This window comes from Gimesia aquarii, from assembly GCF_007748195.1.
GTDB lineage: Bacteria > Planctomycetota > Planctomycetia > Planctomycetales > Planctomycetaceae > Gimesia > Gimesia aquarii.
Genome location: NZ_CP037920.1, coordinates 4,103,910 through 4,117,826 on the forward strand (window position 1 = coordinate 4,103,910; position 13,917 = coordinate 4,117,826).

8 protein-coding genes are annotated in these 13,917 nt (G+C 44.7%); 1 reads left to right on the forward strand and 7 read right to left on the reverse strand.

Going from position 1 to position 13,917, the window contains the following annotated elements:
- Positions 1-385 precede the first annotated feature (385 nt).
- The 4 genes from V144x_RS15860 to V144x_RS15875 all read right to left on the reverse strand — a co-directional run bounded on the left by V144x_RS15860 (position 386) and on the right by V144x_RS15875 (position 6,372).
- Complete coding sequence (locus tag V144x_RS15860; RefSeq protein ID WP_197998458.1) at positions 386-1,708, reverse strand: PQQ-binding-like beta-propeller repeat protein; 1,323 nt, start codon at positions 1,706-1,708, stop codon at positions 386-388.
- 116 nt (positions 1,709-1,824) lie between these two features.
- Complete coding sequence (locus V144x_RS15865; protein WP_232102546.1) at positions 1,825-2,577, reverse strand: 3-keto-disaccharide hydrolase; 753 nt, start codon at positions 2,575-2,577, stop codon at positions 1,825-1,827.
- Between the two features lie 227 nt (positions 2,578-2,804).
- Positions 2,805-3,281 carry a GNAT family N-acetyltransferase gene (locus tag V144x_RS15870; RefSeq protein WP_144986101.1) on the reverse strand — a complete coding sequence of 159 codons (477 nt, stop codon included), beginning with the start codon at positions 3,279-3,281 and terminating at the stop codon, positions 2,805-2,807.
- 28 nt (positions 3,282-3,309) lie between these two features.
- The gene (locus tag V144x_RS15875) at positions 3,310-6,372 is read right to left on the reverse strand and encodes an outer membrane protein assembly factor BamB family protein (protein ID WP_144986102.1); all 3,063 of its coding nucleotides are present in this window, start codon (positions 6,370-6,372) and stop codon (positions 3,310-3,312) included.
- Positions 6,373-7,265: 893 nt separating this feature from the next.
- Here V144x_RS15875 and V144x_RS15880 point away from each other — a divergent pair.
- Positions 7,266-8,456, forward strand: a complete 1,191-nt coding sequence (locus tag V144x_RS15880; protein WP_144986103.1) for a serine/threonine protein kinase — start codon at positions 7,266-7,268, stop codon at positions 8,454-8,456.
- A 44-nt stretch (positions 8,457-8,500) separates the two neighbouring features.
- On the opposite strand, the gene V144x_RS15885 is transcribed toward V144x_RS15880, so the two are convergent.
- From V144x_RS15885 to V144x_RS15895, 3 genes are all read right to left on the reverse strand, one after another.
- A complete protein-coding gene (locus tag V144x_RS15885; RefSeq protein ID WP_144986104.1) occupies positions 8,501-11,392 on the reverse strand; it encodes a serine/threonine-protein kinase in 2,892 nt (963 codons plus the stop codon).
- Positions 11,393-11,446: 54 nt separating this feature from the next.
- On the reverse strand, positions 11,447-12,079 hold the full coding sequence (locus V144x_RS15890; protein WP_144986105.1) for a sigma-70 family RNA polymerase sigma factor: 633 nt from the start codon (positions 12,077-12,079) through the stop codon (positions 11,447-11,449).
- A 205-nt stretch (positions 12,080-12,284) separates the two neighbouring features.
- Positions 12,285-13,892, reverse strand: a complete 1,608-nt coding sequence (locus tag V144x_RS15895) for a hypothetical protein (RefSeq protein WP_144986106.1) — start codon at positions 13,890-13,892, stop codon at positions 12,285-12,287.
- Positions 13,893-13,917 lie beyond the last annotated feature (25 nt).

A 13,917-nucleotide genomic window follows, 5' to 3' on the forward strand; every position in this document is an offset into this window, starting at 1 on the left:
GACTCAGAGGAGGTAAATTGCTTCGCCGTTAGGTAGGGTAATTTGATAGTAGGCGCGTTTGCAGTAATATTAGCAAACAAGGGACTGATTCTTCGTTTGCGCAATCTACCTAGTGTTACTTTAACCAGTAAAGCTAACTAAACAGAGACTCTCTTTCCATTGATTTAGACTCATATTCTTCCTTTTTTAACAATTTTACCAAATATTTGATCTTACCCAAAACAGGACTTGACTGCACTAAAACGACTTAATAGACAAAGAAATCAGAAGAAATACGTCCAGATATCGTAGAAGAACATCCAATTTTTTCACCAGATGAAACTGGACTAAGAAAAAATCGATGCATAAAAGAGGGAGGCGTTGGATCAAGCTTTGGACTTTTAAACTACTCGGCCGGTACAGACACCTGGCCGATGCAGACAAGTTCTTCCTGCCGTTTACCGTCTGACTGTTTTCCAATTCTTAGAAACAGCTGACCATCAGAAACTGCAGGGCTGGCGTAGCAATCATCGCCGAGCTTGTTAATGGCGACTTCTTGATAACCATTAGCGTTCGCTTCGAAAACAAACGTGTCCCCTAAAAGATTAGATACATAGATCAATCCGTTGCAGAGAATCGGTGAAGCACTGAAAGAACCACGCATTCGATTTTTCCAGAGCACGTCACCTGTCTCTGTGGACCAGCAGTAGGCAATTCCATCATCTGTAATTCCATAAAGTTGACTGCCATCCACCAACATCGATGGTTCATAGATCTTCGTTTTATCAGACCAGAGCAGTTTACCGTCAGCAGACAAACAGACGGTCTCACGTTTGGGGTAACCGCCACTGGCAAAAATTCGATCCTTCGTCGTGACAATCGTTCCACAAGTCGCTTCAGCCAGACAGGGAGTACTCCAATTAAGTTTTCCCGTCGATGGATCATAGCTGGCGACCTGATCACAACCGCTGATCAGTAATTGATCGCGTCCGCCTACATCTGCAACTACAGGACTTGAATAAGTACTGATTGCAGGGCGAGCGATGCGCCAGGCAATCTTTCCTGATTTCCGATCCAAGGCGGCAATGTAGCCTCCACCACGATTATCCGCGGCAATAATCACGAATGACTTATAAAGCAGTGGTGAAGGGGCGTAGCCAAATTTGGAATTGAAGGCTCCCAATTCTTGCTGCCAAAGTTGCTTGCCCTCTAAATCGAGAGCCGTTGCAATAATCTTACCGGAATTGAAAAAGACGGCATAAATGTGGTCGCCATCACATAAAACGGTTCCATTCGCATTGGTTCCCTTTTTGTGTAATTCCCTCGGTGAAGGAAATCCACCCTCATGAACCACAGACTCCCAACGAACTGTTCCATCGGCACGATTCAAGGCCATGACCATCTGCTGCTGACTTTGGTCATCAGCGGTTGCCAGTAAAACCAGGTCATCAACGACAATAGGAGAACTATGCCCCCGCCCGGGAATGTCTGTTCTCCAGATGATATTCGTTGTTTCATTCCATTGAGTCGGCAATTCTTGATCTGGGGCGATGCCATTCTGCTGAGGTCCACGCCAGCCCGGCCATGCAGTGGAAAGATCAGTCACATCACTTTCATCCAGAGCAATGCCACTTGATTTTACTGAAACTTCTTCCACAGGAGTCGTTTTCGTACACCCGGCAAGGAGCAACATCCCAACTAGAAACAATCGATTACAATATCGCATCATGTAGAGCATCCTCCCTGAACAGCCCCTGTCTGGAATGTTGAACCATCTGTAACACCAGTAAAAATATTCGGCCTCACGCTTAGAACGAGTGCTAATTCTAAGGCGCTGCTTAATTTCTATTTTAATTGTTTCAGAAACACATTGCGAAAACGAATTTCGCCACCATGTGTCTGTAATTGTATGGGGCCAGTCGCATAGATGGGAGTATCTTTTTCGTAATAGTTATCCATTTTCTTATTATCTACGACCAGTTTATCGTTCAAATAAACTGTAACCTTTTCCCCTTTCATGATAATCCGTAGATGGTTCCATTCACCAAATGGCTTGTCAGCATGGACGAGCGGGTATTTACCTTCACCTTTGTTATTGTATAACCCACCTGAACCCAAGTTGGCTTTACGATCCCATTTGCCTCCTTCTTTAGTCGTGTCCCAAATTTGGACCTGTGGAACACCGCGAAGATAGATACCGCTATCCGCTTTCGCAACCGTTTTATAGTCAAGTAATAGTTCAAAATCACCATAATTCTCGGCTGTGGTTAGATAGACGCCATGCCCATCATTTACCAACTCTCCCTTTTCTACAGACCAATGCTTTAGAACGTCTTCCCAGTTCTTTTTCAGCAATGCTTCACGTTCCGCAGCAGGCATCTTCTTGACGGCGAGCGGACTTTTTCCTTTGACTGTGTGAAAATTCATCCCAATCCAGCCGGACAAATCTTTCCCGTTAAATAAAGCCACAAATCCTTCAGGTGGAACATTCTGTTTTTTAGAAGCTTGTTTTTCACCCGCGGTTAAGGTGGATGCACACAGTAACATCAAAACCAAACCTGAGCAGAGGCCTTTTTTCAGATAAAGTGTCGTATTCATAACTCATTCCTGTTGTTGTATGTCAAAAGAAGATTTTACTTGTATTCGGAAACGGTAAACGTGTTATTTACTGTAATTTGAGGATGCCCGAATTACAATGTGTTATTAAGAAAGTGGGGCAAATTTCTCGATTCCGAACTCGAAAGCGAAAATAGAGCAGGGTGATAAGCGGTGTGAATCATTGATCAAGTTCACCTTACTTCAATTCCGTTTCAACAGAAGAGGCACTATCTCTGCACTGCCAATTCCTTGCGGAAGATCACTTTGTCCATACCTTCAGCGTAAAAATCACGAATGCGTGCTTCTTCGTCAAAACCCTTCTTTCGATAGAATTCGCGCACGTATTCAAAATCGGGTGTCCCCGACGTCTCGACCAGCAAAATCCGAGCTGCACGAGCTGACAAAGTTTGTTCCACATAGTGTATCAATTTTTCGCCACGACCTTGCTTCTGGTGACTCGGATGGACGGCTATTAATAAGAGATTCCATGTCCCTTCAGTCATTCGCTCTGGTTCACAGTAGGCAACTCCCACCAGCCCATTGTCGTCGTCGGTAATCCATAACGGCCGTTGATCCCCAGCACTGGTCAACGATTCGACCAACATCTGTCGCAGATCTTCTAACTCATCAGGTGAGAAAAGGCCTACCTCTTCAGCCAAATGAATCAGTGAATCTGTATCTTCAGGTGTGACTGTTCGGATCATTTTTTTAAATGGTTTCGAATTTCAGAAACTAATTAGTCGTTACCGTTTCCAGTGCAAACCATGATTTATTCAAATAGCTGCAACTGCAGGCTGCCGAGGCGTCGGGAACCAGCACAAGACCACCAGCGGGAATAGCGTTGATCCAGCACCCCGGACGGACACCGCCGTAGTTTTCGATTTTTGTATTTTTGTTGAAATCGAAATAGCCAAGCGTGGCGGATCGGAAGAACATCATGTTTTCACAGCTCGCCAGGATGCCGCAACCGTACGAGCGCTTGAAATTAAACGGTTTCGGTTTTCCTGAAAGTAAATCCCAGGCGCCTCCCTGCGCGTATACGGTCTTGCCATTAATGAGCGGACGTGACTTGTAATTGGCTTTGGCCTCCCAGGTTTTTTCTCCGGTGTTGCTGTCAAAGACACTGAGCCTGCCCCCAATTTCTGAAGAGAGCCTGAAGCTTGTTGGTTGATAACTCATCAGCAACGCATTGTTTTCAGGGCTCACAGCGAGCATCGTGCCGTAGATATCCTTACCGTTTTTCCAGAGAACATAACCATCTGTTATACTCAGGCAGATCAATTGACCGGTGGGGTGGTTTCTAGTCTTGGGAAGGGGCTTTCGTTTGGACTCTTTCGTGCGATCAAACTCAGCCAGCGGACGATCGATCAAATAAATCTTATCGTCGGCAATCGCAATCGCATTGTGACGAAACGAGTCTTTGGAATCGTGCTGCCATTTCAGTCGGCCTGTTTTTACATCAAACGCAAACAGTCTGTTTGATTCGGTGAGCTGTTTTTTCATGTCTCCTGTTGTGTGATGATATCGGTAGGCAACAATATGGCTGGGGTCAGCTGCTGAACCGATGATCGCACCATCATGAAAGGCAATGTATCCCCAAGGTTGTTTCACTTCTTCTTTGCTGGAAGCATCCTTGGGTGGGGGAACTTCAAACGTTTTCACCAGTTGCCCTGTAGCAGCATCCACCTGAAAACATTTCTGCTCATGACGTACAAAAACAAAGTTGTCACCCAGGCAATAGTTACTGCCTGTTCCCGACGCCCCCATCAACTCATCGCCATCATAAGCTTTGAGAACCCCTTCGATTTTGAATTGCCATAGCTCGTGGCCGTTAAATGCATCAACGGCGATAATGCCATCGTTACCTTCGTGAAATAGACGTCCGTTTGAGAACAGGGGAGCAGGTCCGCGACCATGCCGGGAAGGAACGACAAAGTCAAAGTCACGATACCAGAGCATGCCTAACTGGCCGTTGACCAGTTTATCGTTACTACAGAGTGAATTTCCTGCATCCGCATATTGGTGTGTCCATTCTCCAGCACCAGGAATTGCTCCACGCAGCTCTGTTTTTAACTCTCCCGGTTTACCGTAACAAATGACACCACCATAAGGTCGTTGTAATCGTCTGGCTTCAGTAAGCGAAAGGGACTTCGTTCCTGCCTTAATTGACCGACTGGATACAATCAGATTGGCAACCTTGTTAGGACAGTTTGTTTGATCGAGCGGACGCTGCAATACAACGACTCGTTTTCCATACAATCCTGCTGCCGTCAAATTTTTACGAGCCATTGCAACCAGCTGCGGATCTGACTCAATAGCAACAACACGCATTTTGGTACGGGTTGCTATTTCATAAGCCAGGGCTCCATCGCCACAACCGATGTCAAAACAGTAGCCGTGATCGACTTTTGATTCACTGAGAATTTCTGCAGCCACGTTTGCTATTTTTGAATTTGAGGGGAAGGGCGTTTTGTGTGCAGTTTTCTCTTGCTGACCTGGAGGTATTGAATTGGGAGAGCCAAACGCATAAATCATACCGCGATCTGTGCTGACGACCAGATTTCCATTGCTCACAGCTAAGCCATAGGCGGTACCTTCCACAGAGGTCGTCCAGAGATTCTTGCCTGAGTTCAAATCTATCAGATCCACAAAACCAGCAGACCCAGAAACAATTTTGTTACCGGCAATAATGATACTGTCACAAGTATGAGCGGCTTTGGCAGACCAGAGTTTCTTAAGGCTTTTCGTTTGAACGAGCTTCCCCTTCCGATCAGGATTTTCGCTATCAATCCATTGATAGCGGGTGATTGTACCTTTATTTGCCAGTACCAGCCCGTCTTTCGTCGCAGCGATTTGACCGCCCCCCGATTTCCCAATGGCCTGACCGTCAGCTGATTTGAAAATCACTCCACTGTTTAAGAAAAGATCGCCGATAACAATCGTATCGCCGCCACCTTCTTTTCTGTTTTTTTGTAGATGAAAATATTCAAATTTCCCTGTGTGGCGATCCATTGACGCAGGGACTGCGCGTCCGGCAGGTACGAGCAGGTGATCTCCAGCAACCGCCAGATATCCCTGTGCGGAGATACCGCTATTGGCATTAGCGCCACCGTGGGGCTGGGGCATATAAATCTGCCCCGAATCTTTGTTAGACCAGATTTGCTCTCCCGTTTTCGCATTTAAAGCATAAAGAAAAATGCCATCACTGGGCCAGATACCGGATGCAAAATAAACAGTATTGCCCCAAACAACAGGTGCCCCGCGCGCTGGCCATTTGGAAATCACACGCTCATTTCCCACAACCATCTTGTCTCCTGGTCCACCTCGGCGTTTCCATAATAACGTTCCATTGTCAACCTGAAGGGCATAAAGATGACCGTCATCACTGGCAACGAACAGTTGATCCTGCCAGACTGCTGGGGCAAATCGAACGGGGCCTTCAGTGTAGAATTCCCAAATCTGTTGACCGGTTTTGAGATCCAGAGCACGTACTTTTCCAGTTACACTGTCACCATGAAAAACGCGTCCCTTGGCTATCACGCAATGATTTGCACGATCATAGGTTAAACGTGTGCTACGTGGCCAGGCAGGTTGAGGTGCATGCTCGGTTTGATGTTTCCAGTGTTGTACAAGTTCCGTCGGCAATTCATCAGCCGTGTATCCACTGCGATTTGCATCTGCTCGATAAGTGGGCCAATCTGCAGCGAACAGGCTCAGACAAGAAGAACTAACTCCTATGACGATCACTGCAATCAAAACCAGATTGAGGGAGATTCGATGATAAACGTATTGCATGATATGTACTTTACTTTTTTCTCACTTATGGTGTAACCACCACAAATCAGCCTCTCATAATTAAGCAGATTTCAGACCAATTATGGAGCTATTTTCAATAGATCACTGTCAAGTAACTAATAATCACTTTTAGTAGTGTTATCTCATGATTGCCTGCATAAAAGTAATCTTAGTCCAACTTAGATTTTCACACAATCTTCAGGAAGAGAGCTATTGGTTCGTTTTGTGTGCCAGAAAACCAACTCTTTTCAACAAACTTATTCAGACGTATTTTCTATCGTTTTATGATGCTGAATGAGAGAAATAAGAAGGGTAATCTATTCCAATCTCCAGGATTCAGTTATTTCTTAATAGAGTGTTAATTGCTAATTCACAAAATGCACGCTTCAGAACGCCTATCGTGTCCTATGTTAGACCGCGCTTCGGCCCCGAATGCGAGCCTTGGACCATTCTGTTTCAAGGCTGATTCCAGCGAACATTGAACAGTGCACAAACAGTCAACTACATCAAAGTAATAATGTCTAGCTACTTATTACCTTTTGAGCCACTTCGGAACAGAAATCAGTTTACAATCATAAAAGCTTAGTGTTTCGGTTTAGGAAACAGCTGTTTTTGGGGTTTTCTACTGATCAATTACTAAAATAAAGCTATTTTGTGTAGCAACAAATGAGCCACTCACGTTATTAAACTTAAGCCTGATTGTAATGTATTAGACACTTTTATCAGTTTATTACGATCTCTATGGCGACGTGAAATGAAATCGACGGTAAAGCATAAAAAGCAGTTTATCCTGACAAGATTTCAAATATTTACTCAATGCTACGCCGTACTAATAGTACAAGCAAGAGTAATGGAATCGTAAACGTTGCCTTGGGATACTTTGAAGGGCCAACATGAATTCTGAACCTCAAAAAACGAAAGGTCACTCTTCTGAGATAGTAACAGAAGGCAATTCACTTGAAACGCTGGCGAGCCAGTTTCTGGATGAATATCGACAGTGGTTGAACCCTTCAATTGAAGATTATGCGATTGCTTATCCTGAATATGCCGAAGCAATCCGTGAAAGCTTTCCCGTGCTGATCACAATGGAGCAATGGAAAGGAAATCGAGAGTCCTCGCGCTTACTATACCCACCACCTGATGAGTTCATTGTTAAACAACTGGGGGATTATCGATTCATTCGTGAAATCAGTCGCAACAAAACATCAATCTCTTACGAAGCAATACAGGGTAGCTCAAATCGTCATGTTGCAGTAAAGATGTTACCCTGGAAGGCAGAAACGATCCCACGTTGGAGGGATCGATTCAAACTTGAGTCCGGTCTGGCATCTCGGCTCAAGCACCCGAATATCATCTCCCTCTATCATGTTGGAGAAGATCAGGGATATTGCTACGCGGTTCTGCAACTAGTGAATGGAGTCAGGTTGGATCAAATCATCCAATATCTGTCAGACGAGAACAAAGAAGTTTCTCATGACAAGCAGACTGAAGCAATTGCGCTCACTTTAACACAAAATAAATGGAATGCATTTGCAGAAATCGGGCTGCAGATAGCCAAAGCCTTACGTTATTCTCATAGCCGAGGAATATTACATTTTAATATCAGCCCGGAAAACATCTTATTAAATCGTGAAAGGCAGAGCTGGCTGGCCAATTTCAGCTTACCACAATTTGCAGATGGATTACTAAAACAACAGTCTGCAAGAGTGTTACTTTACCAGGCCCCTGAACGATTCAAAGATCAGCATAACGAGCAAAGTGACCTCTATTCTCTAGGAATGGTACTCTACGAACTGGCAACACTCTCGCCCGCTTTCAAGATTGATAAGAGAAGTAAACTGATCGATCATATCCTCCACAATGAAGCATTGCGGCCCCGTAAACGAAACGCAAATATTCCAGTAGACTTTGAAACGATCATTTTGAATTGTATCGCAAAATCGCAACAAACACGGTATCGATCAGCAAAAGAACTCAGTGTTGATCTTGTTCGATTTATTAATGGGAGGAATATCAAACTCCGTACAAAGCACCGTCACAATTCCCCCAAAAGTTGGTTTATATTCCGTAAAAATAACCACTAAAACGTTATAAATAGCCTCAGATCATATAACACGGTCACTTAGGGCTAGTATCGCCGAAACGGCGGAGGCTGCTGATCACGCATAGGACGGCGTCTACCACGTGGGGGACGTCTCAGATTTCCGGGACGACGTGGGGCACCTTCTGGTTGTAGTTTCTTGAGAACAGATTTGTATTTTTCAAATTTGTCCCACATCACGATGCTATCTACTTCATTTCCCATTTCTTCATAAATATGAGAGAGTTCCTCTGTTGCATCGCGAAGCTCATAATAAATAAAAGGCGCCTGGGATTGTGTTTTCAATTCTGTTTCCAGAATTTCAACCGCACCCTCCAATAAACTGATTGCTTCTTCTTCGTGTTCTTTTCTATAAAGAATTTTTCCTAACGCAATTTGAAACTTTGCTAACCAGTTTTTATATTCAGCGTATTGAGGAAATTGAACAATGAGTTCTTTTTGTAATCTGATGGCTGCTCTTAACGAAAGCTCAGCTGAATCATGACGTAGACGTACTTCCTCTAAAGTCGCATTCTGTTTTGATAATGCATCTAATACATGAGCCATCTTATTGTGTGCATGGATTAAAGAAATTTTGTACTCAGGAATAGTCGGGTATTCAGAAACCAAACGGCTCGCATGCTGAATTGCTTTTTTTAATTGTGTAAGAAGCGCCTCATTTACTAAGAACGTGGGAACATGTTGAATATCTATTCTTTCATAAGCTTTAACAATGGCCTGACGATAGTCTGCAACATGGGGGTATTCCTGAACCAGATTTTCAAGAATCTGATGCACACGTTCTTGTTTTTTGCTGTCTTCCGACGATTGCGGAAAAGATCGATTTGATATTTGCTCCTGCAGACACAAAGCCAGGAGGTATCGATATTCCGGTTTTGCAGAATTGGAGTGAATCAGCTGTTCAAGAATATCAATCGCTTCTTGTAAACGAGCCTGCTCGTACCCTGACTCATTATCAATCATATGGGGCAGGGGAGTTGCTGATTCTGCTCTGTTTCTCTCAATTTGTTCAGGACGAATTTTCCGAGACATCAAATAGTAAGTACGTGCCAGTTCAAAACGAAGCGAAGCTTGATCCGGTTTTTGAGCCAGCGCGGTTTGCAATATTTGTTCTGCCTTGTGATGAGACTGTTTTGCCTCCTGACGTTGCCCCAGATAGCTATAAACTCGACCAATTTCATTTAAAAGAGTAGCAATCGTAAAGGGATCTGATTTTTCGAGATTCTGCTGATAAAGTGTGAGCGACTTTTGATATGCATCTAACGCAGACTCAAAGTCCCCCAGTCGACGATGAATATCACCGACTTTGTGTTGCGCATTTGCCGCTTTTAGCTCAAACTCATGTTGCTCTCCGGTCGATTCAGCCAACTGCTCATAGAACTGTACCATTCCCGCCAATAAATCAGCCGATTCGCGAGACAAAACTGGTTCTACATAATCGGCAGTTGTATTGTCACTTTTCGAAGAACCAGCGCGACTTGGAACAAATCGGTTAAAGACTCGGTCAAGTGCCTCTGTCGCCAATTGAGAAGACGCTTCAGCACGTTTTCTTTGCTGTCGTTCCTGTTCAAATCCAAAAGCAAAAGAGACTCCCAGCATCATTAACAGGAATAAAGCAAGACTCGATAAGGTTGCAACAGCGGGATTTCTACGACTCCAGCGCCAGAGACGCTCAATGGCAGTCACGCGCCTGGCTCGAATCGGCCGGTTATCAAGAAAACGTTGCAGGTCCTCAGCTAAATCTCTCGCATTCTGATAGCGATGTTTGGGGTTATGTGCAATCGCTTTGAGCACAATCGTTTCCAGATCGCGTGAAATCTCAGGATTAATACGCCTGAGTGGAACAACAGAACCATGTGTAATCCGTTCAATCATTTGGTGCCGACTTGAACGTTCAATGGCGGGATGTTTTGTTAATAATTCATAAAGCGTGATTCCCAGCCCATAAATATCGCTTTGGGAGCAGGTCTCCCCCCGAAACATTTCAGGCGCCATATAGCCCAGAGTACCCACGATATCTGTTGACTGACTGACATCACTCTGTTCGGCTGCACGTGCTAAACCAAAATCTGTGATGCATAATAGGCCATCTCGATCGAGAAGTAGATTTCCCGGTTTAATGTCACGATGCAAGATTCCGCGTTCATGGGCATATTGCAAAGCATTCGCAGCCTGGATTCCCAAAACGGCAATCTTTTGTGGAGTTTTTACATATTCTTCAAAGTCCGCTTCCACGTGATTTTCTGTTTTTGCTTGACCCAGCGTATTTGGATTTGAAAATTTATCTTCCGATTCAGAAGTCTCTATTCCCATCTGCGTTGTCGAATTACCTGCAACATTCAATCTGCTGGATACTTTATCAGCAGCCGTGACAACCATTCTCTGAGCCAGTTCATCGAGCCCGATCCCTTCGATGAGTTGCATTACGTAATAATGAAAGCCATCATTCTCTCCCACACCATAGACGGGCACGATATTTGTGTGATGGAGTGAAGCAGTTAACTCAGCTTCACGACGAAACCGCTTCAACTGTTTTTCTTCGAGTAGTAGATGTCGCGGTAAAAGCTTTAGTGCGACTCGTCGATTGAGCGATTCCTGAACTGCTTCATAAACGACTCCCATACCACCTCGTCCAAGTTCTTGAACGATTCTAAAATCACCGAGTTGCTTTGGTGTGCTTGCCCCTAAAGAAACTTTCCCATTAGAATCACCGACATGTTTTCCACCTTCGAGTGCAATGATAGCGGGAAAATATTCTTGAATTTCATTGGCAAGATCAGGATAACGTTCAACATACTCTGAAATAGATACGCTGGTTCCTTTTCGGAGTTGCGCGATAAACTCCTCAGCAATCTGCTCCAAGTCGGGAAACTCGGACGTAATCTGATCATTGATTGCGTGCTGTGAACGGGATGACATTGCCTGCTGTCCTGTAAATTTTAAATCTCAACCACTCTCATCAAATCAGTCTGACTATTCAATAATACCCGGAATTTGGACGAGAACGGAGCGCAATCTGGTTAATGCACGAAAATATCTCATACTGGCTGCTTTAGGTTCAATTTCCAGTACTTCAGCGGCTTCGAGATTCGACAATTCTTCAAAATGGCGAAGTACTAATATCTCACGATCCATTTCATTCAGACTTTCAAGTGCCTCATGTAACTGAATGGATAACTCTTCCTTGAGTGCTGCCTGACTGGGAGATGACAAATTCCCCAGCAACATATCTGCTATTTGAAATGATGTCGAAGCGGAAAATATTCTGCGTTTTTGCTTCACTTCTCTTCTGACATCGCGTTTTTGTGCTCCCAGGTGACGCCGGTGAACATCGATCAGAGTTTGTCCGACAATTGTACGGAGCCAGATAAAAAATGAAGTTGCCGGATCATTGAGATAATGTTCAATGCGTGTCGCAGCATCGAGGTATGCTTCCTGCAAAATATCATCCGCATCGACTCGACCTAACAGACGTTGATCGATGCGGAAATTCACAATTCCCCAGAGACGATCACGATGCTGGCTGTATTCATCGGCAAGAACTCCTTCCGGATCCTGACGTAACCGTTTGAGAAACTCTTCCGAGTTTTCTTGCTCATCTATCAACAAACAGATCTCCCAGCCGATGTAAGTACCTTCGATATATTATAGTTCCGGCTATTCTAGCTGATTGCCATTAGTAACGACAAGCCGAGACTCTCAGATAAGCTTACTTCGTTTTGTAACGGTTATACCAACGTTGTGAACAGAACACCCTGGGGAGAATCCTTTAACATCATACGTCTGATTGAAGTATGATGCTGGAAGCACTTTAGAACTTCGCAAGAAACTCGATGCGCGCACCGGAACCAACGCCGCGAGATTCCTGTTTGGAGACAAAGCTATCGAGTAGCATAATCCAATGTTGCCCAATCGCTTTCTGATAGCGTATGGCTCCAGCGATAGCACCATCATTGATTCCCTTCGTATTTTTTCGACCACCAATTTCGAAAATGAGTTGCTGGCGGGTCTTATCATAAAACAGTTGGTAGCCGAGACTGGCCCCCGCAGCATCCGTCGCCTGATTACTTAACGGGGCACCATATTGCCCTAAACCAGCTGCGGCATAAAGCAAACCAACTTGCCCTAAAGGTCCCCCTGCCAGTGTTCCTCGTGCGGGAGACGTAAACTCATCGATGGCCAGAAACGCATTGAAATAGACTAGATCAGACGAATGGTGCGGCGTTAGTGAAATCTGACTGAAAAGCAATTCCCCCTGTCCAGACGCCGCAGTTTCTCCTTCATGCGGAAATGACCCTAATACCTGGAATGAAGTATTATAAGTGTTGTGAAATCCATGTAGACGTTGAATGGCACTTAAGCCGAAGGCAGTCATACTGCCAAATTGCTGATTGCTGGAATGAACGGTGGCTACGTCGGCATTCACCGTGCTGACGGCAAGATCTGTCTCAGTGAAAATACCATACATGCGGGAATCCGGATCGCGTACGTTATTATTTCGATTGATCTCCCCCTCAACGTAGACACCCGTAATTCGCATATTCAAAATGCCTCCGCCGTTAACTGTGTTTCGCGTTACGGTAACGGCATCAACCATATCTTCATTAATCAACAATCCCTGCTGAAACGACATCGGCTGTCGACCCACTGAAAACCCAATGTCGTATCTGTGGACATCATAAGGGTCCAGATTGGGAAAAATCTCCCCAAAATCACCTTCAAAAAAGAGTGTTTGGATATCCGCATTCAAACCATCGAGCCATCGACCATCATGGAAGTCATAACCTGTGAACAGCCTGGAAGCCGTTAACTCTTTATCAAGTGAACGCAGCCCTAACAAAATTCGTTCTGTTCCTGAGAGATTCAGTTGTCCGAATAGATCAAGCCGGTTGGCCCATTCTGTAGTATTGGTTCCCGTTCGATTATTAAAATAGTTCAAGCCAGTTCGATAGGTACCGAAGACCCAGATAGAAGGTCGCCAGACCGCACCGGTTGGTATTACGATCCCTTGATTCAAAAATCCAATATCCAGGAATTTTTCGTTTGTCTCGACCAGTAAATTAGGACGATCGGGAATCGGTTGTAACCCGATCGCATACTCATCTAAGGGAGATTCTGATGTGTAGTGTTCTGCACAAATCAATCGCTCACCAAAGTGTGCCAGTGGTTCAGCTGGCGCTGACAAGATTTCTAAAAGCGTCTCACCTAGCTTCCAGTAGAGTGGATCGTGATCATGCACCAGACTCGGATCGTATTCAATACGTTCGGCGAATGGGTTAATATAGGTCTCGCCGTACTTTTCAAGTTCGAGATCTTCTATTTCTTGACTCTCATCTACGGCGGGAGGAAGAAACACTCTGCCTGGTTCTTCGAGATCCTGCGCAACAACGATCCCTGAATACAATAGGATTGTATGCATGAGTAGTAGTCGTAGAGAGCGCTGA

Excerpts from the sequence above, each read along its gene's own strand:
- V144x_RS15860 (WP_197998458.1), bottom strand. The coding sequence starts at position 1,708 with ATGATGCGATATTGTAATCGATTGTTTCTAGTTGGGATGTTGCTCCTT.
- V144x_RS15865 (WP_232102546.1), bottom strand. The coding sequence starts at position 2,577 with ATGAATACGACACTTTATCTGAAAAAAGGCCTCTGCTCAGGTTTGGTT.
- V144x_RS15870 (WP_144986101.1), bottom strand. The coding sequence starts at position 3,281 with ATGATCCGAACAGTCACACCTGAAGATACAGATTCACTGATTCATTTG.
- V144x_RS15875 (WP_144986102.1), bottom strand. The coding sequence starts at position 6,372 with ATGCAATACGTTTATCATCGAATCTCCCTCAATCTGGTTTTGATTGCA.
- V144x_RS15880 (WP_144986103.1), top strand. The coding sequence starts at position 7,266 with ATGAATTCTGAACCTCAAAAAACGAAAGGTCACTCTTCTGAGATAGTA.
- V144x_RS15885 (WP_144986104.1), bottom strand. The coding sequence starts at position 11,392 with ATGTCATCCCGTTCACAGCACGCAATCAATGATCAGATTACGTCCGAG.
- V144x_RS15895 (WP_144986106.1), bottom strand. The coding sequence starts at position 13,892 with ATGCATACAATCCTATTGTATTCAGGGATCGTTGTTGCGCAGGATCTC.